21 protein-coding genes and 1 tRNA gene are annotated in these 24,635 nt (G+C 56.1%); 4 read left to right on the forward strand and 18 right to left on the reverse strand.

Annotated features, from left to right (window positions below):
- Window positions 1–524: 524 nt before the first annotated feature.
- Window positions 525–1,862 (reverse strand): site-specific DNA-methyltransferase, encoded by a 1,338-nt coding sequence (locus D0C27_RS08535; RefSeq protein WP_137430769.1) that lies wholly within the window; start codon window positions 1,860–1,862, stop codon window positions 525–527.
- Window positions 1,863–1,940: 78 nt separating this feature from the next.
- On the opposite strand from D0C27_RS08535, the gene D0C27_RS08540 reads away from it, so the two are divergent.
- On the forward strand, window positions 1,941–2,849 hold the full coding sequence (locus D0C27_RS08540; RefSeq protein ID WP_137430770.1) for a DNA adenine methylase: 909 nt from the start codon (window positions 1,941–1,943) through the stop codon (window positions 2,847–2,849).
- On the forward strand, window positions 2,849–4,204 hold the full coding sequence (locus D0C27_RS08545; protein WP_137430771.1) for an HNH endonuclease: 1,356 nt from the start codon (window positions 2,849–2,851) through the stop codon (window positions 4,202–4,204). The genes D0C27_RS08540 and D0C27_RS08545 overlap by 1 nt, the downstream gene beginning before the upstream one ends.
- A gap of 35 nt (window positions 4,205–4,239) precedes the next feature.
- On the opposite strand, the gene D0C27_RS08550 is transcribed toward D0C27_RS08545, so the two are convergent.
- From D0C27_RS08550 to D0C27_RS08585, 8 genes are all read right to left on the reverse strand, one after another.
- Complete coding sequence (locus tag D0C27_RS08550; protein WP_137430772.1) at window positions 4,240–6,006, reverse strand: TIGR04141 family sporadically distributed protein; 1,767 nt, start codon at window positions 6,004–6,006, stop codon at window positions 4,240–4,242.
- Window positions 6,007–6,193: 187 nt separating this feature from the next.
- Window positions 6,194–6,427 (reverse strand): antitoxin VbhA family protein, encoded by a 234-nt coding sequence (locus D0C27_RS08555; RefSeq protein WP_137430773.1) that lies wholly within the window; start codon window positions 6,425–6,427, stop codon window positions 6,194–6,196.
- A 417-nt stretch (window positions 6,428–6,844) separates the two neighbouring features.
- Window positions 6,845–7,771, reverse strand: a complete 927-nt coding sequence (locus tag D0C27_RS08560; RefSeq protein WP_137430774.1) for a SphA family protein — start codon at window positions 7,769–7,771, stop codon at window positions 6,845–6,847.
- A 103-nt stretch (window positions 7,772–7,874) separates the two neighbouring features.
- On the reverse strand, window positions 7,875–8,693 hold the full coding sequence (locus D0C27_RS08565; RefSeq protein ID WP_137430775.1) for a polysaccharide deacetylase family protein: 819 nt from the start codon (window positions 8,691–8,693) through the stop codon (window positions 7,875–7,877).
- A 38-nt stretch (window positions 8,694–8,731) separates the two neighbouring features.
- Complete coding sequence (locus D0C27_RS08570) at window positions 8,732–9,610, reverse strand: fumarylacetoacetate hydrolase family protein (RefSeq protein WP_137430776.1); 879 nt, start codon at window positions 9,608–9,610, stop codon at window positions 8,732–8,734.
- Between the two features lie 86 nt (window positions 9,611–9,696).
- A complete protein-coding gene (locus tag D0C27_RS08575; protein WP_170978558.1) occupies window positions 9,697–10,686 on the reverse strand; it encodes a PDR/VanB family oxidoreductase in 990 nt (329 codons plus the stop codon).
- Entirely contained in the window at window positions 10,679–10,912 is a 234-nt protein-coding gene (locus tag D0C27_RS08580) for a ferredoxin (protein WP_137430778.1), read from the reverse strand. Before D0C27_RS08580 ends, D0C27_RS08575 begins: the two co-directional genes overlap by 8 nt.
- 6 nt (window positions 10,913–10,918) lie before the next feature.
- Entirely contained in the window at window positions 10,919–12,139 is a 1,221-nt protein-coding gene (locus D0C27_RS08585) for a cytochrome P450 (RefSeq protein WP_137430779.1), read from the reverse strand.
- Window positions 12,140–12,432: 293 nt separating this feature from the next.
- On the opposite strand from D0C27_RS08585, the gene D0C27_RS08590 reads away from it, so the two are divergent.
- Entirely contained in the window at window positions 12,433–13,377 is a 945-nt protein-coding gene (locus D0C27_RS08590) for an AraC family transcriptional regulator (protein ID WP_137430780.1), read from the forward strand.
- Window positions 13,378–13,711: 334 nt separating this feature from the next.
- Here D0C27_RS08590 and D0C27_RS08595 read toward each other — a convergent pair.
- The 3 genes from D0C27_RS08595 to nadE all read right to left on the reverse strand — a co-directional run bounded on the left by D0C27_RS08595 (window position 13,712) and on the right by nadE (window position 16,580).
- Window positions 13,712–13,796: transfer RNA gene (locus D0C27_RS08595), tRNA-Leu, on the reverse strand.
- A 312-nt stretch (window positions 13,797–14,108) separates the two neighbouring features.
- Window positions 14,109–15,173, reverse strand: coding sequence for an AI-2E family transporter (locus tag D0C27_RS08600; RefSeq protein WP_021447032.1), 1,065 nt, complete (start codon window positions 15,171–15,173; stop codon window positions 14,109–14,111).
- A 579-nt stretch (window positions 15,174–15,752) separates the two neighbouring features.
- Complete coding sequence (gene nadE / locus D0C27_RS08605) at window positions 15,753–16,580, reverse strand: ammonia-dependent NAD(+) synthetase (protein ID WP_021447033.1); 828 nt, start codon at window positions 16,578–16,580, stop codon at window positions 15,753–15,755.
- Between the two features lie 283 nt (window positions 16,581–16,863).
- Between nadE and D0C27_RS08610 the strand changes: the two genes are divergently transcribed.
- Complete coding sequence (locus D0C27_RS08610; RefSeq protein WP_170978559.1) at window positions 16,864–17,517, forward strand: GntR family transcriptional regulator; 654 nt, start codon at window positions 16,864–16,866, stop codon at window positions 17,515–17,517.
- A gap of 84 nt (window positions 17,518–17,601) precedes the next feature.
- Here D0C27_RS08610 and D0C27_RS08615 read toward each other — a convergent pair whose 3' ends face one another.
- The 6 genes from D0C27_RS08615 to ilvD all read right to left on the reverse strand — a co-directional run bounded on the left by D0C27_RS08615 (window position 17,602) and on the right by ilvD (window position 24,563).
- Complete coding sequence (locus D0C27_RS08615) at window positions 17,602–19,050, reverse strand: amidase (protein ID WP_240688337.1); 1,449 nt, start codon at window positions 19,048–19,050, stop codon at window positions 17,602–17,604.
- Complete coding sequence (locus tag D0C27_RS08620) at window positions 19,047–20,339, reverse strand: TRAP transporter large permease (RefSeq protein ID WP_115635265.1); 1,293 nt, start codon at window positions 20,337–20,339, stop codon at window positions 19,047–19,049. The genes D0C27_RS08615 and D0C27_RS08620 overlap by 4 nt, the downstream gene beginning before the upstream one ends.
- Complete coding sequence (locus D0C27_RS08625; protein ID WP_021447035.1) at window positions 20,340–20,852, reverse strand: TRAP transporter small permease; 513 nt, start codon at window positions 20,850–20,852, stop codon at window positions 20,340–20,342.
- Between the two features lie 18 nt (window positions 20,853–20,870).
- Window positions 20,871–21,893 (reverse strand): TRAP transporter substrate-binding protein, encoded by a 1,023-nt coding sequence (locus tag D0C27_RS08630; RefSeq protein ID WP_137430782.1) that lies wholly within the window; start codon window positions 21,891–21,893, stop codon window positions 20,871–20,873.
- Between the two features lie 152 nt (window positions 21,894–22,045).
- On the reverse strand, window positions 22,046–22,531 hold the full coding sequence (locus D0C27_RS08635) for a cupin domain-containing protein (protein ID WP_137430783.1): 486 nt from the start codon (window positions 22,529–22,531) through the stop codon (window positions 22,046–22,048).
- A 172-nt stretch (window positions 22,532–22,703) separates the two neighbouring features.
- A complete protein-coding gene (ilvD, locus tag D0C27_RS08640) occupies window positions 22,704–24,563 on the reverse strand; it encodes a dihydroxy-acid dehydratase (protein WP_137430784.1) in 1,860 nt (619 codons plus the stop codon).
- Window positions 24,564–24,635 lie beyond the last annotated feature (72 nt).

Raw genomic sequence — 24,635 nt, forward strand, 5'->3', positions numbered from 1 at the left:
TCTTACATGAAGGCTTGCAAGAAGGGCTAAGGACACTAAATAAGCACAGTCGTAGAGACGGTGAATACAATAGACGCCAAGTCGCTAGCGTGGCTAAGCTTGAATAGAGTCTTGTAGAGGTTCCCGATACGGGATTTGCTGTACGGCAGCTTCTAGGTGATCGAGCTGGCAGAAGACTGTTGATAGTACCTAGGCCTGAATCGAACCGGCACGCCTTGAGGCAGGGGATTTTGAGTCGGTGATTTACAGTGTTGCTACAGGGAAATCGAGCGTAGGTTGAAATAGGTAAAACCAGTTTCAAATCAGTAGATTAGCGTATTCTGGCTGAATTGATAAAAGCTGATCACTGTACCCGTACTGTACCGAAATCTTGGCACAGTTCCAGTCGCAAGCAGATTTAGTATTACGACTGATAACCTCCTAAGCGGAGAAACGAATGCCGTTTGCTTTTCTTGCGAAAGCTGCCGTTTATCGCCACGAAGAATGCCGGCGTTTTTAACCTTGCGTGTCTGTTTTCTGATGAGTCAAGCAGCGGTCGAGCGCCTCCCTTTAGGCAGTAACCCATAGCGAATATCCTCCTGCGTTGTCAGGCGCTGTCTTACACCATCAGGCCGAAATTTCTTCGTTATCGTTCCTAGGCGTGGAGACACATGGACAACTTCAAAGTGCCCTCCTCCGGTCCAGTTCATGGCATCTGTGACGCCATCCGGGTCCTTTCCGTCCACCACCCGTTGTAATCTCGGATATAAAAAATCGAGGACTGTCTGGGTGTTGCGCTCGGCAACAACCCAGCGGCGCCGCATCTTATGTGCGACCGCTGCTGTGGTACCGCTTCCGCCAAATATATCGACTACCAGTTCACCAGGATTGGTAGCAATGTGAATAATCCGTTCCAGAAGTGACTCAGGCTTTGGTGTGTCAAACACTTCAGAGTCGGGGAACAGTGCCATGAGGTGCCGCTTTGCGTCATCATTCGTTCCGGTATCCGCAGATCCCCATACGGTAAACGGCACGAGCCCTCTTAGTTGGTGTGCGAACAGCTTTAAACGAGGCGAACCATCGCCGCCTTTAGGGAACCAGATTCGGTCATCGGCGAGCAAGTCGAAATAGGTTTGTTCTGTGGCATACCAAGACCGGCCACGCGGAGGCCGAAGCACTTGTCCTGTCGGCGTAACGATGTCGTATTGCTGCGCTTTACGATATCCAGGTGCAGTGAAGGGTGCATCGGACCAAGGGCCACGAGGATCATCGTCGCGATTTTGTAATTGCGCTTCGTCTTTGACTAACAGATTCCGCGAAGTTTTCCACCTCTTGGGGCCACTCGGGGCATATACCAGAATGGTATCGTGATTTGACGAAAAGGCTGCACGGGAATCGCGCGTCATTTTTTTTTGCCAGACAACTGAAGCGACAAATGCGGCCTCACCGAAAACCTCGTCCATCACGGCGCGAGCGCGGTGTACTTCACTGTCGTCAAGATGTACCCAAATGCTTGCATTCTCGGCGAGGAGAGGACGTATCGCCGCGAGGCGGTCACGCAACATGCTTAGCCACATTGACCGCTGCATGGTGTCGTTATACTGACGAAAGTTAACCTGAGTGTTAAACGGCGGATCAATGTATACCAAACGAATCCCACCGTTGAGCACCGTAGTGTGAATCGTGAGTGCCTCAAGCACGTCTAGGCCGTCGCCGATCGCAAGAACATTTGTAACGGGGGTTAGCGGAGCTACAGTAAGCGGCTCGAATCTGAGCGGCTTCAAAAGGCGGGAGTCATCCAAATTTAACCACTCGTAGCCTTCCTCTCCCGAGGCCTTCAATAGCAGATCTTTGTTCGGCCAGATGAGTTGGATGTTAGACATATGAACCCCTAGGCTGGGAAAATGGCGGACAACATTGTATTATACACCCTTGTCTGTTGACTGAAAGAGTAAAAAATCATGACGCTGTCCGCTATGGATTCGCTTGCCGGCGAACAGCTTGCGTTTAGCGCGGACCCGAAGCCTATCAAGCCCTTCATCCGGTGGGTTGGAGGCAAAACTAGGTTGCTTCCCCGCATACTTCCCCACGTACCCTTCAAGATCAAGAACTACTACGAGCCGTTCCTTGGGGGGGGGGCCGTCTTTCTGGCATGTGCTACGCGTGTGTCTGGACGTTCTTATCTCGCAGACCTAAACGAGCACCTTGTTGCGGCGTGGATTGCTATGAGAGATCAGCAGTCCGAACTGCAGCCGTTGTTAGATTGGTACATGAAGAATGACTCTAAAGATTTCTATTATGAAGTGCGCTCAACTCCTGCCCCGTCTAACCTCGTAGAAAAGGCTGCGCGCTTTCTCTATTTAAATGGTGTCTCCTGGAATCATCTGTGGCGGGAGAATTCTCGCACTGGGGCTATGAATGTGCCGTGGGGCGACCGGCGTTTTAAAGGCCTCGACGACAAGACTATGAGATCCGTCGGCGCTCTGCTAATTAACGCGGAAATAGTTGCGGCGGATTTCCGAGCTGTACTTGATAATGCGAAAAAAGGAGATTTTGTCTATCTAGATCCACCTTATTTGCCTGTATATAGCCGCCCAGACATTGAAAAAGAGCCAACTGCAAAGTTCAACAAATACACGGCTAAGACGTTTGAAATGACAGATCTTATTGAGCTGGCAGATATTTGCGCTGCGTTGTCTCGGCGAGGGGTTCAATGGGTGATGTCCAATCGGGACACGCCGTCAGTACGTTCTCTCTTTCCTGACGCTGACATCGTCCGTTTCACGACGCACCGCGCGCTAGCGGCACAGAGTCGGCGAGAGGTTGAGGCGCATCAGTCACCGGAAGCGATCATAATCGGGAGGGCCTAATGGCTGTTCAGCCTGTCGAATGGGTGCTTGTTATTTATTATGGTCCCTCAGCGCATCGGGCGACCTATGGTCGATTGGGGAACACAAAATACACGAAGGACTACATTCAACTTTCAAGGAAGGCTAGCTTCCTTGAAACCGTGACTCGTCTCTTTCCTGTCACGGTGGGTGAAGAGGGATCTGTTCCACTTACATACAAGTGGCCAAAAGGAACAACGCCTGGCACTTTGGTTTTCAATTCTGCGGATCGCCCGCACTTGAAATGGGAAACTAGCTTAGGTGCTCCAGCAGCGTGGAAGATGTCTCTTTCGCCAAGTGACGCCACGGCAGAGACAATTCCTGGTGATCCAGCACATACTGAGTTTGATGCCGCTGAGAACGAATTGGCAATGCTTGCAGATCGAGGCGCTGGCCAGCCCTACCTGATCGCAATCAAGCTGCACAACGAGCCTACGACGCTGCATTTGCGCGCTTACCTGGCGGGGCCGAGTGATGCATATGCTTGGGCAGACCTGGGCATTCTGCCTGACGCGATTCAGGAATTGGCAAGGAGGACGTCACAGAATTCGGCTCTTGCTTGGCAAACCTTCGCGAGCGGGGGGTTTGTGCCAACTGTTGAGGTCAAACACGTTTTATCCCAGCTAGAGATTTCCGATATTCCGCTTAATGAACTTGACGGCTTGGATGGAGACTTGGGGCGTGGACTTGCGGCTTATTTACGTCGTCCTGGATACGGATTATTTTTTGATCCGTCGCTGAATCATAGATCCTGGGTGTCGCCAGAACCTCTATCGGAAAAACTGGCAAGCTCAGCCCATGCCTTACTAGAGGTGCTGGACATACAGTATCCCGCAACGGAGCAAGGGGATGCCGCTGCGGAATCTGCTGACCCAGATCCCAGCGAGGTCGCAGCTTTTCGTGAAAAAATTGAGGAAGGAGACTATAGCGTTCCCGATTCGAGTGTTACGAGCAAAACACGCGGCAGCGCGCAGAAGGCGTTCGCTAAGCGGGTAAAATCCAATTATGACTACAGATGCGCAATTACTGGGATTGAGACAAAAGACTTCCTTATCGCTTCGCATATAGTGCCTTGGAGCGAAGATCAGAGCATTCGTTTAGATCCTTGCAACGGGATTTGTCTATCAGTACTTATGGACCGCGCTTTTGAAAAAGGGCACCTGGTGATCGAGGACGACTACACGATCCGAATTGATTGGGCCAAAATCGGTGATGATGTGATGCTTAGAAGTCAGTTAGAGCCGTATGATGGAAAGAAGCTAGCGCTACCCAAAAAGGGAGCCCCTCAACCCCAATATCTTCAGCGGCGTCGGGCGCTGTTCGGCTCTGCTATTTGAGTCGGTGATTTGCAGTGTTTCTACAGAGAATGAAGTCACTTAGCCGACTGCTGGTCAGCATTTTTCTTCGATTTTTTCTCTAATTTTTTTGCCTCTAATTTTGCTAGATAGGCAGTGGATTCAGGTATGTGCATTAGGCTAACCGTATATCCAAACGCTGCGATCGATTTTCCACAATTTTGCAACGTAACTTTGCTAAAAAATGGAATATCAAGGGAGGCACCACTGGGGCCGTCAACTATTGCGTATACAACTTCGTTTCCGCTCGCCGTGAATTTATCCGGCAAGGTCTTTAGCCCTTGCGTTGTTAGTTGTTTATTGACTTCGTTCACGAAACTTTGCTCCCTTACAAGCAGGGTCGCCGCCACTAAGCCCTGTGAGAACAGGTGACTCAAATTTGCAGAACTGCGGCCGCGTTTTACATGTATGAACTCCCTATTCCTTGAAGCGTTTCCAGTCGAGTCTTTGAAGATGTCACAGACTTCGATTTTGTCATAGGTGCCACCAAACTGGATTAGCCGGCGGTCCAGCATTCCGTGAGTGCGGGGACTTGCGGTGCACACTGCCTCGTTGTATGAGCCCTCTCCGGCGTGATCGTATTCCATAAAGGGAGGTGAAAACGGTTTGCGTGGCAAGGTGGAGAAATATGTTTCTACCATGCTCTGAAATGTCCCTTCGACTCTGAACCATGTTCCCACGTGCAAGATGAATAAATCTGAATTTCGCTTTATCTCCGCATAGATGCATTTGAAGGCATTAAAGCGCTGAGCTGGCACTCCAGTGGATAAATGCATAAAAATCTCCCTTCTCTTGACTGTTTCGAGCGTGGCGTCTTTACGCAACGTTCCAAGAAATCTTGCTAAGTCGAGACTTTCGTCTAGCTGCTCTGTGGTCGATGTTGAGATGTAACTGAAGCCAGTTACTTGGCTCCAGTCAATAATATCTGGGATCGCGAGCCAAATATTATGCAAATCGTCCGAATTCAGGCGATCCCATAACGCTCCATTCAGTTCGGCGATGAGTGTTTCGTCCTTAACCGGTAAAAGATTTTCAACCCATGCAAATTGGCTGTTGTTGCCTTGGGAGTCGCGAGCCAAATAATCTTTTGAGTCGGAACGCTCAAGTGCGACCTCGAGAAGTTCCGACAGCTCAGATAGTTTGATAGGTACCGAAGTTTTAAACGAGTCAATGCCGGCGATCAGGCCTCCAAGTGCTTTTTTATATTCCGGCTTGGTAAAGCCTACAAGTCCTCGCAGAAGGTCTTGTTCCGGGCTTATCATGAAGTCAGAGACGGAAGACGCCTTGATCGTTTGAACCCTACTTATTTTGGGCGAAGCGTCAAAGGTCTGGCGATCAATGGATGCAACTTTATCGGGCATGATGCTATTCAAGACTACCCGGATGCCGAAGCGGTCTTCGATCAATCTCGGTTCTATCATGAATCGCCCATGTCCGAACGCAATAGCAAACTGCCGCCCCTTCTGCCCAATCACGAGGAGAGCCGAGATGCTCTTGTTCTTTAGCTTGGCGAGTGGGGAGGCGTCTGCAAGACCCTGTTGAACAAAATCAAGCCACTCAGGCGCTGTCTCTGTAATAGGCTTCCTGATATAGAGAGTTCCAAGCTCTCCATTGTCGCCGAGCTGATAGCGGTCAGCTTTTATTGGCACAGGTTTGCCAGTGCGGCCTACAGGGCTAGCTAAGAGCTCCTTTTGTGACCAGATCCCCTTTGAGGTGGGGTCTGGATTTTTCCTGAGCAGATACAAGTTAATTGCGACTCTTTTTGCTCCATTTCCTTTCGCCACACATGCCTCCGTCTCTGTCCGTGGTTCAGCCTTTGTTGAGTGATTTGTTGCCGGTGAAGAAACTAGCCCTGAGCAGACTTAATTTTTCAAAGAGAAGGCTGTTAGATCGATCTGCGGAATCAATTTTGTAATGCAAATACCGGCGATAGCCTATCCTGCACTAGTCCCCAAATCCTAGATTTCTTCGTCATGACGAAGACTTTGGGAGTGCTAATGCGTCAGCGCGCGGCTGCACAAACTCTTGCAGGCTTATCTGACCATCGACGAAACGCTGAGCGTGGGCCTCATCTGCTTCACTGAGCGAGAAACCTTCTAGACCGACGGGGGCCAGAGCATAGTTAACTGCCGATTGCCGGCGGCTGCGTTCGGTATCCGATATGGTTTTGTGGGGCTGTTGCCTGCATTTACCCGTGCCTGCCATGGTGCCTCCTTGCCGTAGGTAACTCGATCTTACAAGAAGTATGGGTAATTTGGTTTAGGTACGCGCAGCCACAGAGGTGGTGCGCTGAAATTGTCTTGTTTTACCTGCTATGGACCCTAATATCGGCTGCGTACTAGCCGTAGTTTCCAAAGAGGCTTTACCTCTCTGGACTCTCCATATCGCGGCGAGTCGTCTTAGGGTTCACCACGTTGCCAATACCCTGCGCGAGGATCTAATGATCTTGCGCGCCACTCGGCCGCCGCGTAGGTGGGGACGACTCGCTCAGGAAGGCATATAGCCAAGCTCGGCCATTAAGAGACCTTCGTCCACTGTCCCCCTAAGACAAACAGCTCACCGACCCCACGCAGCAAGTGATCGCTGGATCGGCGAAAGACCACGCCATACTCATAGTTCGCTCTAGTTGAATGCTTTGTTGAAGAATAGATAGGCGGCGTTAGGCGCCAGTGTATTTCGCGTGAACACGGAGAACTGTGCCTTGAACTTGACGCTGCATTTACAGTCCGGCATGTTGTACGCGATGACCGGCCCGACCGCCGCGCTGGCGAAGCGCTTACCCGAAACACGTTGCCCGTTCAGCCTGTCGTCGGCGATCTGGCGCGCGTAGTACCCCGCCACACCCAGCTGCCATCGACCGATGACCTCACTGATCGCCATGTCCACATCTACCACCATCCCGTTCCGGTAGCCGGTCGCAGAATTCTTGCGAGCTATGTCCAGGAAATAGCTCATGCTGAACTCGGTGCCGTCGCCCAAAAAGTTCGGCCCGGTCAGATAGGTGAATGCACCGTTCGGAATGTAATAAAGCGTATTGCGTCCCGTCGTGTACAGCTCTTTCTCGTCATACTTGCCAGTGGGCAGTACCATCGAATACCCCAGCTTCATCGTCAGGCCGCGCTGTCGGCCCTCTTCGACAGTGCCAAGATGCTTGCTCCACATGAATACGTCGGTGTAGATGTCGTTCATACCCTTGAAGTTCTGATGCTGTTCATTGACGGTGATACTGCCCCAGCCGTAGCCAGTGGAGACGGAACTGCCCAGCGTGCCGCCAAACAGCTTATGCGGATAGACATAAAGAAGACCGAACTGCGCAATTCCTCCTGGCAGCCTTCCAGAAGTCGTGGAACTCTGCCCGACGTTGTCATAGAGCTTTTCCGCCAACGCGCCCACGGCGATGGCCGAACCATATACGCCCGGATACGGCGGCAGGTAGGCGCTCTGTATGTCGGTACCTCCGACCGGACCACCATAGGTCACGCCTTGCGCCGCCTGTGCGTCGCGAGAGCAGGTCCAAAGCAGGATGCCGATGAAAACGAAATACCTCATGATTTGTCCCCCTTATAGTTCTTTAGTTTGTGACTGCTGCTTAAATAGCGTGGGCCCGCACGGCTTGCCGCCCAGCGCCGATGCACAGACGAACGATCTGATATCAATCCAGAGGCGTGCGGGCGTACTTTGTTGATAGCACCGCGTCCTTCGCCAGCGCAAAGCGTGCAGGTCCGAATACCGACGCCAGGCGCCGCATGAAGTCCTCGAAGCCGAACCAGGCCCGGTTGCCGGAGGTGAACGGATGCACGACCAGCACCCAAGGTTCGTCGGGACGCGCCGTCTCGTGGGCAAGTGCAGACAAATACAACTGCTCATAGGCTGCCGTTGCGTCAAGTGTTCCGAAAATACCGCCGAATCGTGGATGGATGACCGCGCCGTCGATCAGCGCCGGATCGGTAGGCAGCACCCTCGTCAGCATCGTCGCCGTAGCGCCGGGTACTGGTGTGCGCGCCGCGTTGGACCCGCCAACCAGTGACAGCGATACGTAGCGGATGCCGTGCGTCGCCAGCAACTCGTCCGTCCAGGGATTGATGGCCAGCCCCGGCGGCCGGAAGCCCACCGGCGCCAGCCCCGTCAACCCGCGGATGCTCGACACGGCGAGCTGAATCAGGCGGTCTTCTTCTTCGCGCGAGGCGATGCCCGTCCACATTTCATGTTTCCAGCCGTGCATGGCAATTTCATGCCCGGCCGCATGCCAAGCCAGCAGCTCATTCGGGTACCGCAGGGCCGCATAGCCCTCGGCGAAATAGGTGCAGCGGATCTGCAATTCATCCAACAATTGGAGGATGCGCGGGTGGCCCAGCTCCAGCCCGATTTGGTTGTAGGCAGCCCATTCAGCAACGGGGATGCTGGCGGGGCAAGGCCAGGGCAACGCGTCGCCGGCCGCGCTACCGAAGTTGTCAAACGTGATACATAGCATGATCGGAAGTCCTTATTGGAAGGTGAGGACATCGCCGTTCAGGTCTGCGCGGGCGGCGCGGCCACGACGCGGTTTCTGATGTCGCCGATGCCTTGGATATGCATGCGCACGACGTCGCCGGGCGCGAGGAACAACGGTGGTTGGCGCGCAGCGCCGATGCCAGCTGGCGTGCCTGTGGCCAGCACATCACCAGGCTCCAGTGTCATGGCGCTGCTCAGCTCCTCGATCTGATCGAAGATGTTGAAACGCATCTCCGCCGTGTTGCCGTCTTGCCGCAGTTCGTCATTGACCCAGGTGCGAACCTGGAGCGCGTGCGGGTCGGCGATCTCGTCGGCTGTGACCAGCCACGGACCCAGCGGACCCAGCGAATCAAATGACTTGGCCAGCGTGATTGTCGGACTACGGTGATGGCGCTCGCGGATGCTGGCATCGTTGCAAACGGTATATCCGGCGATGTAATGGATGGCGTCTCGGGCTCGCACGTTGCGGCAACGCCGGCCAATAACCACAGCCAGTTCCACTTCGTAGTCCAACGTCGACATACCCGGGGGAATAATCAGGTCATCGAACGGCCCGGTGATGCAGGAGGCCTGTTTGTTAAACCAGATCTGGTGCTCTCCCACGCTGACGTTCAGACGGGCAATCTCCCGCAGATGCGAGGCATAGTTGCCGCCAATGGCCAGGAACGCTGACGGCCGCCGCAGCGGCGGCAGCAGCCGCACGGCGGACAGCGGCAAGCGTGCCGCTGACTCGCGCGCCAGCATTGCAAGCAGCCGCCACGATGTGCCCTGCCCTGGCAGCCAGTCGACAAGATCGGGCGACAGCGCCGGCAGGTCCGCGGTCACGTCGATGATCGCGTCCGCCTCGACGACGCCCAAGCGGTCTCGGCCGCCCTCGTGGAACATGGCAAGTTTCATCTTCTCTCCTAGACATGTTGTGGCGCCCGACCGCCAGCGAACTGGATGACGGGTGCAAGTGATATTCGATTGCCCAGCGCACCGCCTCAAAGGTCCAGCGTGAGCGACGCCGACTTTGCGCGCGAAACACAGGGCAGGATGAGGTCGTTCGAGGCGCGCTCGGCCACCGACAGCACGTCATCACGATGGTCGGGGATGCCGTCGAGGACCCGCGTCATGCACATACCGCACACGCCCTGCTCGCAGGACAGCGGTACCTCCACGCCGGCGCGGGCCAACGCGGTGGCGATCGAGCAGTCCGGCGGCACATCGACGCGCTGGCCACTGCGCGCCGCCACCACCGCGAACGTTCCTTCTGCCGCCGCCTGTGCCGCTGGCGGTCGGCTCGCGCCGAAGCGCTCGTAATGCAGGTGGCCGGCCAGGCCATGCCGTTCGGCCGAGGCCACGGCGTCGGCCAACATCGCGTTCGGACCGCATAGATACACGTGCTGGTCCGCGTCCAGGCCAGCAAACAGCCTGTCCAGATCCAACCGGCCCTCCTTGAGGTCGTCATCGAAGTGATATCGCACCTGGTGCCGGCAAGAGCCAGCATCGAGCCGATCCAGGAACGCGGCGGCAGCGCGGCGGCGCGCGCAGTAGTGCATGGCGAAGTCCATGCCGCGCCGCGCCAGGAATTCCGCCATGGTGATGATGGGCGTGATGCCGATGCCCCCCGCGATCAGCACAACCCGCCGATGCCGGGGTGACAGCGCGAAATGATTGTGCGGCCCTCGCACCAGCAAGGGTGCGCCAATGGCGTGCGTCTCGCACAGATAATGCGCTACACCGTGCGCGGACGCGCAATGGATGGCCACGTGGAAGCCATCCATTGCGTCGGGTGGATTGCACAGCGAGTAGGCACGCGTACCGCCCGGTACCCGCACTTCTATGTGATCACCCGGCGCGATGTCGGGCAACGGCGCGCCCTGTTCGCAGACCAGCGTCATCGCATAGATGTTGTCAGCGATCTGCTGGCGCCGCGCCAGCTGCATCGGACGCCAATCCGCCGTCTCGCGGCTCGGAGCGTGCTCAACCATGCGAAGCCCGGGCTTGGTCGCCGGATGTGCAAAAGAGAATGGCCTGTGTCGGACACTCGCTGGCAGCCTTCGAGATCGCCGCCACATAGTTGGCCAGCTGCGCGTCAGGCAGAATTCGCGTCCGGTTCGTGTCGTAGTCGAGCTCGAAGACCTGGGGGCACAGCGCCGCACAATTGCCGAAGCCGCAACACATGCCGTTCAGGATTTGAACAGTGATTTGACTCATGGCCGTTCAACCTTGCTCGGCGCGGAGCGAGACAGTCATACGCAGGAGCATCGGGAAGGTCAGGTCCGGCACGCGCTCGAAGCGTGTTTCCGTCAGCCGCATGGCGGGAAATCGCTGGAAGATCGTGCGCAGCAGCACGTCGCCCTCCAGCCGGGACAACTGCGACCCCAAGCAGAAATGTCCGCCGCCCGCGAACGCCAGATGGCGGTTATCAGGACGATCGATAAGGTAGTGATCGGCCTGCGCAAAGCGGTTCTCGTCCCGACTCGCCGCATGCAACCCCAGCAATAGCCGCTTGCCCTGCGCGACGGGCTGACCGCCAATCGTGAGCGGCTCGGACGCGTAGCGGTGCACGAAATGCACCGGCGAGTCATAGCGCAGCGACTCTTCCCAGGCGTTGCGAGCTAGGTCGGGCTGAGCCACCAGCCGCGCCCGTTCGCCGTCGTGGTTCAGCAGGGCCAGTACCGTGTTAGTCATTGCTACCTTAGTGGTGTGGTAGCTGGCCACCAGGAAACCGATCAGCGTAGTCACCAGCTCGGAGCGCGTCAGGCCGCTGTCCCTGGCCTCGGCAGCCATCAGCGCACCGACGAAGTCGTCCTCGGGCAGTTTGCCCTTGAGCGTGTTCAACACGTCATCCATGTACTCGTAGTAGAAGGCTGCCGAGGCATCAGCCTCGGCCAGCCGTTCCGGCGTGATATCCGACACGCTCAATACCGCATTCAGGCCGTGCTGGCGCGCGAACAACTCTGGGGCGTCGGACACCGGCACATGCAGCAACCGACAGGCAATTTCCGCGGGCACCGGATCGGCGAAGGAAGACACGAAGTCGATTTCGTCCAGGCCTTCGAGCCTGTCCAAATGCTCGACAATTACCTTTTCCACCCAACCGCGCATATTGGCGACGGTCTTGGGATTGAACGCAGGGGTGACGATGCGGCGGATGCGGGTATGATCGGGCGCGTCAATGTTCGGCAGCGACTCGCGATAGAAGCGTGCCCCCGCGCCCTGGCCTATGCGCTCGGGAAACACGCCGGGCGCCTGCTGCACGGTCGCCAGCGGATTGCGCAGCACTTCATCCACATCGCTGTAGCGCGTCAGTACGATGCACTCTTCGCCATTGATGTTCATCTCGAAATGAGGAAAATCGCTTTGCAGGCGGCGATAGGTCGGATATCGGTCGGCGAGGAAAGCCGCGGACTTGAGATCGGGGAGGTCGGTAGAGCGCATCACATTCTTCTTAAAAATAGGTGAACGATCCGCCGCGCGTCTTGAGTCCAGCCTAATGTCTCCTGTGCTCAGAACGTCTGCGCGTTGGTCTGGTGGGAATATAGTTTTGCACCGCCGTGCAAGGGACCCGTTTCCTTTTGCGAAAGCACCACCAGCGGAGGGCTGCCCGGATGCTCGGGGATTCACGGATTGCGCGCCCGTCCGACAGTGTTTACCTTCCGGCATAGCCCCTCGAGTAAAAATTGGTGCCAAATGTCCCCTCCACGGAGGGTCGAAAGGGATGGAAGACACAGATGGACCCGATAAGCGCCGCGCTTGACGCTTGCCGCCTCGCCGAGATCGAAGCGGGCCAGGCGGAATCAAACAGCCCATGGGCCGTGCACATGCCCGGCGGCGTCTGGCCGATGTCGCTATATGTGTTCACCGGCGCGGGCTGCAACCTGCTCATGACTCGTTCGGGGCAAAAGAATGCGGTGCGCGACAAGACCGTATGCCTAATCCTGCGCGCCCAGGAACATATCGTCCAAGATGCGTTGCACACCTCCCCCAACCAACCCGTTGATCTGCGCAACCCCGCCAATGCCGACCGCTTCCGTACGCTCACGTTCGGCGAGTCGCCTGATACAGGCGTCACATCGACGTTCTACGCCGGCATGGCGCCAGCCAAGGGCACGAGCACGGCGCTGTTCGACGCGTTACCCGACGTGCTGCAACTGGACTTCGACGAACTGCCGCTGTGGCTGTGCCGTGCGACCGAATCCATCCGTGACGAACTGACTTCGCAACGCCCGGGTTTTCGCGCCGTGGCGTTGCGCCAGGCCGAGCTCGTCGTGATCCACTTGATTCGGCACTACATCGCTGCACACACGGCGCTACTGCCGGCATGGATAGCGCTGCCCGACGATTCAAAGGTGGCGCTTGCGCTGCGCGAGTTCCACCGCGACATTTCCCGACCTTGGACGTTGGAAATGCTGGCCAGCGCTGCCGGAACCTCGCGCTCGCGGCTAATCGCCGCGGCGCAGCGAGAGCTGGGCGCGGGCATTTTCAATTACATGACTCGCATCCGAATGCAGGAAGCCGCGCGCCTGCTTGTGAACACTTCGATGTCGGTGGGCCGGATTGCCTGGCAGGTAGGCTACCAATCTGAAGCGGCGTTCTCGATCGCGTTCAAGCGCTACAACGGCGAGCAGCCGAGGCAGTTCCGTGCAGACGACCGGCGGTCATTCGCGCAACGATAGATCGAAACCCGATCGCTCTTGTTGGCCGGTGTGGCTGCATCACCGCAGTTTTCAATCTTCGCTCTAAGGCAATAACTGCGCCCATCTAGCGAATACCCGGGGACTAGGTCGAGGCCCGTTTGGTGCGGAATGTCTTGGCCGTGGCCGGCTAGCCTGTCTTGCGAATGAGGGCTTTCCAAATGCCCGAGGAAGTCTTAACGATCGTAGCCATGAGTACTCCGTATGGGGCTAGCGCCGCATCACTGTACCTGACCACAATTTTAGGAAAATCCCCCGGTGCGGGGCTTGTACTGCGAAATCTTCTAATGACTTGAATTAGCGGAAGATTTAGGGATGGTGCCCGGGGCCGGAATCGAACCGGCACGCCTTGCGGCGGGGGATTTTGAGTCCCCTGCGTCTACCAATTTCACCACCCGGGCTAGGTATGGCAACCTGGGAATCCAGGCTTGGAAGGAAAGATTGTTATTATACGCAGATTCCTCGGGGTTTTGGCAAGTGCTACAGCAATTTTTTTAAATTTAGCCTGGCACTGAAAACATTCCCGCCTAAAGTCCGTCTGAAGCCCCGTTTTCCGCCTGCTTTGTCACAACTGCTTAAGCCTTAACGGATGGTTCTCAGCGGGCAGGTACCTGCACCACTTTTGGCCATACTCAAACCTGAACTCCAAATAAAAAACAGGCCAGATACACCGTCCTGGCCTGCTCAATCTTTTTGTTCTGAGTTTGGGCTCCCTAGTCCCCTGCCACAGCCTGTCCGTTACGAATCCACTCTCTCCAGATCGCCACCAACAGAGCCATCAGGACCGGGCCGATGAACAAGCCCACGATGCCCATTGTTTGCACACCGCCAACCAGGCCAAAGAAGGTCGGCAAGAACGGCAGTTTCACCGGGCCACCGACCAAACGTGGCCGGAGGGTTTTATCAACAATGAACAGCTCGATCGCGCCCCACAGGAACAAGCTCACACCAGCTACCAGGTGACCAGAGCCTATTAAATACAAGGACACCATTGTGAATGACAGGGGGGCACCGCCAGGGATCAACGCCATAAAGCCGGTGATAACACCCAGCAGCACGGGTGAAGGCACCCCTGCAATCCAATAGGCAATACCCAAAACCACACCCTCACCCAAGGCGATCAAGCCCATCCCAGTGACGGTGGAGTTAACGGTAGCAGGCACAACCCGAGAAAAGCGCTGCCAGCGGCCTGGCAGGATGCGCTCACCAACAATATCCAATTGCACCAGCAGCCTGTCACCATCTTTAAAGATGAAGAACAGCGTGATCAGCATGAACAGCACGGTCAGCAGCAGGTGGAATACGTTGCCTGTAGCGGACAGTACCATGCGATAGATATTGCCCAGATGCTGGCCGCTGACCATCTCGACCAGCTCGCCCAACGCGTGGGGTTCGCCTAAATAGACTTGCCAGTATTCGGTCAAGCGCTCGCCCATCAGGGGCATGGCTTTGATCCATTCAGGGGTCGGCGTGCCGTAGCGGTTGGCGGCCAGCGCCCAAGTGATAAAGCTGCTGGCTTCCTGGATCGCAAAGGACAATGCCAAGGACAAAGGCACGACCAGGACCACGATGACGACCAGCAAGGCCAGTGTGGCCGCCAGTGCGGTGCGGCCATTGCAGCGTACAACCAGCCGTTTATATAAGGGCCAACCGGCCAGGCCTATGATCAGCGCGGCCAGAACAGGGACCAAAAATCCCTTTAAAAAGTAGACGCCTGCAGCCAGCAATAGCAGCAATAGCCAGCGAGCGATGAGGAATGCGGGTAAGACGGGTTGCATAAACGGTGGAGACCCTCTTGTCTATTGGTCTGGGCATGGGTCGGTGCCCGAAAGTTTTTTGACGATAGCATGATCACAGCCCGAGGAATACCCGTTTCTTACAACAAGCTGATAACACTTTTTAAGGTGGAAGCAGGCTCTAAGCGGCACCCGCGATCTGCATAGGGTCAAGACTCATCATTGCGGGCTGGATAGCAGCATCAGGACTCGGTCGGTTCGATTGGACTGACTCGAATCTGACTCTTAATGAACTGCACCTCACACCGCGTCTTGCCAAGTCTACTCCTGCTGCTGTGAAGCAGCTTAAATGCTGCACACGAAAGCTTGAAATCTACAACAGAGGTTCAAGTCTTGTGATCCTCAGTCGCCTGAGAGCTGCAACAGGCATCACGTGCGAGTGCTGGTGCTGGTGCTGGTGCTGGTGCCTTCAGTCTGCTCTTGCAGAGCTCCCGACTTCTTTTTTTGTGGGCAATAAAAAACGCCCTTAGGCTGGATGCCTCAGGGCGTTTCTCTATATTCGGGGGCTTCTTTAGACAAAGCCCTGCCGGCTGTGGCTGTTTTTATCCCCTCAAGTCATGCTCAGGGCGCCACCGGCAATGCACGTTTATGCGCCGAAGCACGGAAGGTTTTGATGATGATCTGCGTGGCTTCATCATCAATCACCTTGCCTTCCAGAAAATCATCAATCTGGTCATAGCTGACACCGAAGGCGTCTTCGTCCGGTTTCAAGGGGCTAAGGCTTTCCAGATCGGCGGTGGGAACTTTGAACACCAAGGCATCAGCAGCGCCCATCGCACTAGCCAAAGCGCGCACACGGCGTTTGTTCAAGCCTGCCAGAGGCGTAATGTCAGCAGCGCCGTCACCGAATTTAGTGAAAAAACCCATCAAGGCTTCAGCGGCGTGGTCTGTACCCACCACCAAGCCACCGTTCGCACCAGCAATCGCGTACTGCGCCACCATACGCTGACGGGCTTTGATGTTGCCCATCAGAAAATCTTGTTGAGCGGCATCGCGGAACTTCAGGCCGGAGGCCAGCAATTGCTCCAGCATGGCATCCGATGCGGGCTTCACGTTCACGACCAAGGTCTGATCGGGATTGATAACCTTCAAACCACCTTGGGCGTCTTTCTCGTCAGCCTGCTCACCGTAAGGCAAACGCACGGCGATGAATTGCGCTTGATGGCCTTGCTGACGTGCCTGCTCTACGGCTCGCTGAGACAGACACCCAGCCGCCAGGGAGTCCACGCCCCCGCTGATCCCCAGGACCAGGCTGCGGCAGCCGGTACGCAGCAGATAGTCACTTAGAAAGCGGACGCGACGTTCGATTTCTTCCTGAGCATCGAAATGATCCGTGATCCCCAATTCCGCACGGATACTGGCTTGCAAAGCGCGTTGATCATCAGTCATGGCGCAGGCTCTCTACACAAAGTGAACAATAGTTCGATTGTAAAGGACTGGGAGAGCTGTGCCATACCGCCTTATCAAGGGCTTTTAAAAAATTGGGATCCTTATTCATTAAAAATGGATTCTGTATATAATCTTCAGTCAAGAAAAGCAAATCGCCCTTACTGAGACAAGCTCCTTTGCTATAGCTCGGGCACAATAAAACCAGCCCATGCCATCCGGTGTCTTGCGCGACATTGAGCGTGCCTACGCGCCCGGCTGGCAGCAAGCTCACCAGACGTATCCCATGAGATCCTCAACTGAAATCGCAGACGAAATCCTGAGACGTATTCAGTCCGGCCACTACCGGCCCGGCGACTCGCTAAGTCAATACGAGCTTGCGGAGGAGTTTCAGACCAGCCGCACCCCTGTTCGGGAAGCCCTGCGTTTTCTGGAGGCACGCCGCGTGACCTCGTTGACCAAGACCGGGCGCACGATTGTGGCTATTCCTTCTGCCAAATCAATCCGCGAGGCATTTCAGATTCGGGCCGAACTGGAAGGCTTGGCAGCGCAACTGGCGGTGGACTGGATCAAGGACTCAGATCTGGAGGTCCTGATGCAGCATCAGTCCGACTATGCCCGCACCTTGCGAACGCGTGTGCGCAGCGAGGAGGGGTCAGAATGGTTGCAACACAACCGCGCTTTCCACGACTTGATCACGATCACCAGTCACAACGAGCGCCTGCACGAGCTGATTCAGCAGTTGCAGAACGACAGTGTCTCCAGCGCCTTGAGCTTTGCCTCCAAAATGCCGCCGCGTTTGATGGAAGAAAATATTCTGGAGCACGAAGCAATTATCTCTGCACTGGCCGAACGCAATGGGACAGCAGCACGCGAAGCCATGACCGAGCACGTTGCCAAGACCATGAACCTGGTCCTGGACTGGTTGCCAGAGCGCTAAGCAAAAAAACAGTGCCACCCGCAAGGAGAGGTGGCACCGCACAGTCAAGGTGGTTTGCGATCCCCGGGACAAACCACCCGACTGTTAAAACCGCGGCCTGCGCACCTGCAGGCAATCCTCTACCAGTTGGGCAACATCCACGAGCCATTCATCCTGATATAAACCCGCCACCAGTTGCAGCCCCACGGGCAAACCGGAGGCGCTGATACCGGCTGGCAAGGAAATGGCGGGCTGCCGCGTCAAATTGAAGGGATAGGTATAGGGATTCCAATCCAGCCAATTCTGCGAAGCGGCGTCAGACGGCGCTTCCCGGCCCGCCTCAAACGGCAATATCGGAACGGTAGGCGTCAGGACCAGATCAAACTGCGCAAAGTGTCTAAGCATGGCTTCACCCAGCTTTTGGCGGCCAATCAGGGCTTGGTAATAATCTGACAAGCTGTTTTGCTCGCCCTTGCTGGCAACCCGGCGCAGGCCCTCGTCAATTAAAGCACGTTGCCCAGTAGAGACCTGACTTACCAACCAGGCCGTACCAGCTTCCCAATGCGCCGTAATCAGCTCTTTTGCGCCAGCCAAGGGTAGCTCGGTAGGCATGATATGCGCACCCTGCTCTTGCAACTTGTCCGCCGCCGTCTGGATAATGCCCCTGACCTCGGGGCTGCACTGCTCATCCAGATGCAAACCGATGCGCAGGCCCTGCAAGGCACGAGCGGGAGCTCGCACATGACGCGGCAAGGGCACCGAGTTCCAGTCACGTGGGTCGGCCTGCATCATGACGTTCAGCAAGCCTTTCAGGTCCGCCACGGATCGGGCCATGGGACCGACATTGGATAAAGTCAGCATCGGGCCAGCAGGCCAGGCCGGTACGCCCCCAAAGCTAGCTTTCATGCCGGTGACACCGCAAAAGCTGGCGGGAATCCGGGTGGACCCACCGCCATCCGTACCGATTTGCAGCGTTCCCATGCCCGCTGCCAGCGCCGTAGCCGCACCGCCACTGCTGCCCCCGCTGGTCAGACTGAAGTCCCAGATATTGCGTGTGACTCCCGTTAAAGGACTGTCCGCCGTGCCTTTCCAGCCAAACTCCGAGGTCGTCGTTTTGCCGATCAGTACCGCCCCGGCCTCACGCATCCGCGCCACCGCAGGCGCGTCATCCTGGGCAGCGTCCGCCATCTTTGCTGCACTTGAACCATAGCCAGTCGGTAAGCCACGAACCAGAAGCAAATCTTTAACTCCGTACGGAATGCCATCCAAAGGGCCGCGTTCAGCGCCTGCCATCCAGCGTGCTTCTGATTCGGCAGCCTCTTGCAAGGTCAAGGCACGGTCCAGATAACAGTAGGCATTCACAATGGGGTTCCAGCGATCTACCGCATCCAGCGTAGCCCGCGCCACATCTACAGGAGACACCGCTTTGCTTTGATACAAGCGCTGCAGTTCATCCGCACTGGCATAAATCAGATCCATAGAAGTGGGAGACTTCATGTCCACGGCGCTCTCAGATTTGGCGATTGGCTCATCCTTGTAGGAACTACGCATCATGCTGACGCCTCCATCAAACGAACCAGCACCAGGGAGATCTCAGGCACATAAGCCAGGATGAACAGAACGATGATGGCTGCAATGACAAAGGGCATGACCCCTCTCACCACCACCTCGTAAGGCTGTCCAGAAACAGAAACTGTCGTGAACAGATTCAAGCCAAAGGGAGGGGTAAAGAAGCCCACCACCAGATTGACGCAGAACACCACACCCAAATGAATAGGATCCACGCCCAAGGCAATGCCGATAGGAACCAGAATCGGTGCCAGGATCACAATGCTGGCGGCAGCATCCATCACGCAACCAACCAGCAGCAAAAACACCACCAACAAAGCCAGGTACAGGAACTGTGTATCAAGCAAAGGCGTCAGTTCCGTCACCATCAGCATGGGGATACGCGCCGAGGCCAGAATCCAGCCAAAAATACCGGCTGCGCCCAGAATAATGCCCACCATGGAAGAGGTTTCTACCGAGCTTTTCATGACCTGCCACAGGGTACCTACGGTGAACTGGCGGTAGCACACACCCAACACCAGGCTGAATACCACACCCACGGCGGCGGCTTCGGTAGGCGTGAACACACCACCATAGATGCCGCCCAGAATCACAACAGGCATCAACAAGGACGGAATCGCCTTCAAAGCCACCATGACCATCTCTTGCGAGGTATAGGAACGCGTTGCGCTTTTAGGCACTTTCAGCTTTCTGGTCAGCAGCATATGGGTCAGCATGAAAGCCAGAGCCATCAACAAACCGGGCAGGATATTGGCTACAAACAGCTTGGGGATAGAAACGTTGACGGTTGCGCCATACAGAATCAAGGCAATGCTGGGCGGAATGATATTGCCCAAGGCACCGGACGAAGCCGTAATCCCTGTCGCCAAAGAAGCCGGATATTTCTGCGCGATCATCGCGGGCATCATGATGGCACCAATAGCCGCCACCGTTGCCGGAGCCGAGCCAGTCAAGGCACCAAACATGGCACAAGCAATCACCGTCACATAGCCCAGTGCGCCATGGACGCGCCCAACCAGCATGTCGATCAGATCAATCAGGCGCCTGGACAGGCCCGCCTTTTCCATCAGGTTTCCCATCAGGATAAACAGCGGCACCGCCAGCAAGGGGAAGGAGTCCAGCCCCGCCATCACACGCTGCGGCACAACAATCAGTGGCCGCATGCCGGTAAACAGCAAAAACAGCGCACTGCACAGCAATAAGGAAAAAGCGATAGGAATGCCCGCGATGAACAGCGTGAACATCAAGCTAAAAAGTAAGAGAGCTTCTTGCATTTACACCCCCTGCGCCGCTGGGCTGGGCTGATCCCGATACCCGTCCAGCAAGGCATTCACACACTGCACGGCGATGATGGCGCCGCCTACCGGCAAGGCCGCGTACACATAGGCCATGGAGATGCGCATGGCAGGACTAAGCTGTTGGTAAACGATGGCAATCAATTGCAAACCCTGCACCAGCAGGACCAGTGCGCAGGTCAAAATCGCAATCTGAACCAAGCCGCTATGCACTTGGCGGGCTTTGCCTTTCAGTCGCATCACCAGCAGGTCAATCACGGCATGACCATTGCTTTTAACCAGCACAGCCGTGCCCAGCATGATCATCCAGATAAAGCTGTAGCGTGTGATTTCCTCAATCCACGGTGGGGAGTAACCCATAAAATAGCGCCCGGCCACCTGTATTGATGCGGCCAGCACAATCAGCCCCAGAAATGCCGCCCCCAAGGTTCTGCATAAGCTATCCAGGCGGGTACTGACTCTATCGGCCCAATCGAGCAAAGAGTGTTTCATAATGGTTATCCGCCAGGATTATTGAGCAAGCGCCGCAGCACGGGTGACCAGATCAGGATCAATCACCGTCTTGTATTTTTCGTAAATCGGAATGACGGCTTTGCGGAACTGCGCTTTATCCACATCGGCATTAATGGACACGCCTGCCTCCATCAGTTTCTTCTCGATCTGCGCTTCGCTCTGGATCAGGAACTGACGTTGCTCCTGCACCGCCTCACTAGCCGCTTTCTGGAAGATGGCTTTTTCATCAGCCGATAAGGTGTCCCAGACCCGCCCGGAAATCACCAAAGGAATCGCCACATACACGTGCTCGGTTCGGGACAGATAAGGGGCCGCTTCGTAAAAGCGACTGGTATAGAACAAGGCCGTGGGGTTCTCTGCACCATCAATGGTTTTTTGCTGCAGGCCGGTAAACAGTTCCGGATACGCCATGGAGGTGACATTCACGCCCAGCGCCTGCCAGGTATCCACATAAATAGGACTTTCCGGCGTACGCACTTTCATGCCGCTCAGGTCCGACAAACTGCGGATTGCGTGCTTGGAGTTATACAGATTCCGGAAACCGCCATGCCCCCAGCCCAAAATTTTCAGGCCGGATTTTTCCAGATCTGCTTCAATCGGATCCGTGAAACTGGAGTCCAGGGTTTTGAAGGCGGTCTGGTAGTCCTTGAACAGGTAAGGCAGGTCAAACACCATCGCTTTTTTCTCGAAGGTGCCCAAGGTGAAGCTGGCCAGCAGGCTCATGTCCACCGTGCCCAACTGCATGCCTTCGGCCACATCGCGCTCGCCACCCAGTTGAGCTCCGCCCAACACCTGGACCTTGATTGCCCCCTTGGTTTGATCCTCCACTCGCTTGGCAAAATTCGTTGCCAGGTGGTGGTACATATCTTCGTTCTGCTCTACCGAAACGTGGGCAAGCTGTAATGTTCGCGGGCCTTTGCTTTCATGCTTTGCCGTATCGCCCGAACCGCCCTTGCCACATGCGCTCAGTGCGCCCAGCATCGCCAGAACCGCGATTCCCACTCGTGTCATTCGTTTCATGATCGTCCCCCTGCATCCTGTGGTATTGAATTTCTGTTCAGTTTTATTTGTGTTTCAAGCCAGCCCTGATCGGGCTTTTTTTGCTTGTTGATGCTGCCCATACGCAAAGGCATGGGCAGCTTTCCTGTAGCTCGCTGTTAAAGCGGGACTGCTTACACCGCTCTGGACTCTTCCTCTAGGGAACGGCGGGTTTTCATATTGAAGCGGCCTTCATAAATCGCAGGCTGGCGGGTGGTCGGACCCATGTACTGCACGTACAGAATTTCGCCATCTTCCAGGGTCGTCAGTGCGTGCTCGTAATGCGGGTCCGGGTGAAACACCATGGTGCCTTCGCCGTACACCACACCATTGATCTCGAACTTGCCCGCCAGGATGTACCAGATCTGGGCAAAGTAATGGCTGTGCAAAGGATGGCCAGAGCCCTTCAGATACTTCACGACCCCGGCATTAGGAATGGTGGGGTCGTCTTGCGTGGGGTGGAACATCATCTTGGTGAACTGCCCTTCGTAGCGCAGGTTGTCCCACTCCAGATCATCCCGATGCTTGACCGCCATTTCCCGGTGAGCTGCCGTCAGCGGGCCACCAATGCCACCCGGATTCAGAATCGGAGCCAAGGTAATTGGATCTATTTCACTCATCACTTCCTCCTTAAAAACCAAATTAACAAAATGGGATCCCTTTTTGAATGAAATGGATTCTATCAGGACGATGGCACTGGAATATTCGTATTTACCCGGTACGTTTCTACCAGGCATAAAAAAACCCCACCTGCTTCAAGGCAGGTGGGGTTTTTACAAGCAGAACTAGTGCTTAGCGGTCCAGTTGCGACACATCACGCACGGCACCACGGTCAGCCGATGTTGCCAGCGCGGCATAGGCTTTCAGTGCTTGCGACACAACGCGCTCGCGGTTCACTGGCTTCCAGGCCTTGGAGCCACGCGATTCCATTTCGGCACGGCGTGCGGCCATTTCTTCATCGCTGATAGCCAGGTGAATACGACGGTTGGGGATGTCGATCTCGATGGTGTCGCCATCTTGCACCAGGGCAATGTTGCCACCCTCAGCCGCTTCAGGCGACGCATGACCAATCACCAGACCGGACGAGCCACCGGAGAAGCGACCATCGGTGAACAAGGCCGAGCTTTTGCCCAGGCCCATGGATTTCAGATAGGAGGTGGGGTACAGCATTTCCTGCATACCAGGGCCACCTTTGGGGCCTTCGTAGCGAATGATGACCACATCGCCTGCTTTGACCACGCCATCCAGAATGGCAGCAACGGAATCATCCTGGCTTTCATAAACACGCGCCGTGCCGGTGAAGGTCAGAATGCTGTCATCCACGCCAGCGGTCTTGACGATACAACCGTTGATGGCCAGGTTGCCGTACAGCACAGCCAAGCCACCGTCTTGAGAATAAGCGTTGGCCTTGTCGCGGATACAGCCCTTGACGCGGTCTGTGTCCAATTCCTGGTAGTAACGATCCTGGCTGAAAGCCACTTGGGTCGGAATGCCGCCGGGGGAAGCACGGAAGAAGTCGCTGATGGCTTTGACGTTGTCGCCCTTGACGTCCCAACGCTTGATGGCTTCACGCAAGGTGCCACTGTGTACGTTGCCCACATCCAGGTTCAGCAAGTCGGCCCGGGCCAGTTCGGCCAGAATAGCCATGATGCCGCCCGCGCGGTGCACGTCTTCCATGTGGAATTCGGGGGTGGCGGGAGCCACTTTACACAGGCAAGGGACGCGACGCGAGATCTTGTCGATATCGGCCATCGTAAATTCCACACCGGCTTCCTGGGCTGCGGCCAGCAAGTGCAGCACGGTGTTGGTGGAGCCGCCCATGGCCACGTCCAGGGTCATGGCGTTTTCAAAAGCCTGATAGGTGGCGATGTTACGTGGCAGGACGGATTCGTCGTCTTGCTCGTAGTAGCGCTTGGCCAGATCCACGATCAGGCTGCCAGCGCGCTCGAACAAACCTTGGCGACGAGCGTGGGTGGCAACAATGGTGCCGTTACCGGGCAAGGACAGGCCCAGCGCCTCGGTCAGACAGTTCATGGAGTTGGCGGTAAACATGCCCGAACAGGAACCACAGGTCGGACAAGCGCTGCGCTCAACGGCTTCAGCCTGCTCATCAGTCACGTTAGGGTCAGCGGCTTGAATCATGGCGTCCACCAGATCCAGCTTCTGTACCACGGTCTTGCCATCTGGCGAGTAGACCTTGCCCGCTTCCATCGGTCCGCCCGACACAAAAACCACAGGAATGTTCAGGCGCATGGCGGCCATCAACATGCCGGGGGTGATCTTGTCGCAGTTGGAGATACACACCATGGCGTCAGCACAGTGGGCGTTGACCATGTATTCCACCGAGTCGGCGATCAGTTCGCGCGAAGGCAGGGAATACAACATGCCGCCGTGGCCCATCGCAATACCGTCGTCCACCGCAATGGTGTTGAACTCTTTTGCCACACCGCCGACCGCTTCAATTTGACGGGCAACCAGCTGGCCCATGTCTTTCAGGTGTACGTGACCCGGTACGAATTGCGTAAAGGAGTTCACCACCGCAATGATCGGTTTGGAGAAATCCTCGTCTTTCATACCGGTGGCGCGCCACAGGGCACGCGCGCCGGCCATATTCCGACCGTGGGTCGAGGTACGGGAGCGATATTGGGGCATGACTACTCTCTGAACAGGAAAATTATGTAAAGATACCTATCATAAACGTCCCAAGGCGCTTTGTGCGCGTCA

The organism is Alcaligenes faecalis, assembly GCF_005311025.1.
Lineage (GTDB): Bacteria > Pseudomonadota > Gammaproteobacteria > Burkholderiales > Burkholderiaceae_B > Alcaligenes > Alcaligenes phenolicus.